Origin of the sequence: Paenarthrobacter aromaticivorans, assembly GCF_019038615.1 — a bacterium.
GTDB classification, from domain to species: Bacteria; Actinomycetota; Actinomycetes; order Actinomycetales; family Micrococcaceae; genus Arthrobacter; species Arthrobacter aromaticivorans.
In genome coordinates, this window is record NZ_JAHOPC010000036.1 from 1 (window position 1) to 1,311 (window position 1,311).

At 63.2% G+C, this 1,311-nt stretch carries 1 protein-coding gene; it reads left to right on the forward strand.

The features are described from left to right. The coding region (locus KSW38_RS23290) for an L-serine ammonia-lyase (protein ID WP_216927815.1) at nt 1–1,311 on the forward strand (1,311 nt) is incomplete at its 5' end.

Below are 1,311 nucleotides of genomic sequence, written 5' to 3' on the forward strand. Positions count from 1 at the left end.
GCTGCTGAGTTGCGTGAGTCCGGGGTGCTGGGGTCGGTCGCTGGTTTGCGGGTTGATTTGTATGGGTCGTTGGCGGCGACTGGCCGTGGTCACGGGACCTTCACAGCTGTCTTGCTGGGGCTCGAAGGCTTCGAACCCGAGAAGATCCTGCCCGATGAGGTGGAGGAACGACTGGCTTCCATTGCCGAGACGGGGAAGCTCAACTTGGCTGCGGGCGTGCTCCTGGACTACGCCGTGGAGGATATGGTGTTGCATCCGTTGACGGTGTTGCCGCGGCATACGAACGGGATGAAGTTTGCCGTGTCTGACCCGGAGGGGAACGTGCTGCGGGAGGCGACGTTTTTCTCGGTGGGTGGTGGGTTCATTGTCCGGGAGGGCGAGGAGGACGCGGCTCGGGCGGAGTTGGAGGAGACGAAGGCGGAGTTGCCGTTGCCGTTCCGGACGGCTGCTGAGTTGCTGGGCCGGTGCGCGTCCAAGGGGCTGGGGATCAGCGACATCATGTTCATCAACGAGCGTGCGTCCCGGTCCGAGGAGGAGATCCGGGAGGGTCTCCTTCATATCTGGCACGTGATGGAGGCGTGTGTTGAGACGTCGCTCAAGCGTGAGGGTGTGTTGCCTGGGGGGTTGAGGGTCCGGCGTCGTGCTCCTGATTGGTTGGAGCGGTTGTTGAAGGAGGACAAGGACCGCGATGATCCGAAGTATTGGCAGGAGTGGGTGAACCTGATCGCGTTGGCGGTCAATGAGGAGAACGCTTCCGGTGGCCGGGTGGTCACTGCCCCGACGAACGGTGCGGCGGGGATCATCCCGGCGGTGTTGTATTACGCGTTGAATTACGCCCCGGGCATGGATAAGGCCACGCAGGCCGACAGGGACGATGTGGTGGTGCGGTTCCTGCTCGCCGCGGGTGCTGTGGGTGTGTTGTATAAGGAGCAGGCGTCCATTTCTGGTGCTGAGGTGGGGTGCCAGGGTGAGGTGGGTTCGGCGTCGTCGATGGCTGCTGCGGGGTTGGCTGAGGTGATGGGTGGTTCGCCGGGTCAGGTGGAGAACGCGGCGGAGATCGCGATGGAGCACAATCTGGGCCTGACGTGTGATCCGATCGGGGGGTTGGTGCAGATTCCGTGTATTGAGCGGAACGCGATCGCTGCGGCGAAGGCGATCAACGCCGCGAAGATGGCGCTCTGGGGTGACGGGACGCACCGGGTGTCGCTGGATGAGGTCATCGTGACCATGCGTGAGACGGGCAAGGACATGTCCTCCAAGTACAAGGAAACCGCGATGGGCGGCCTGGCCGTCAACGTCGTCGAATGCTGA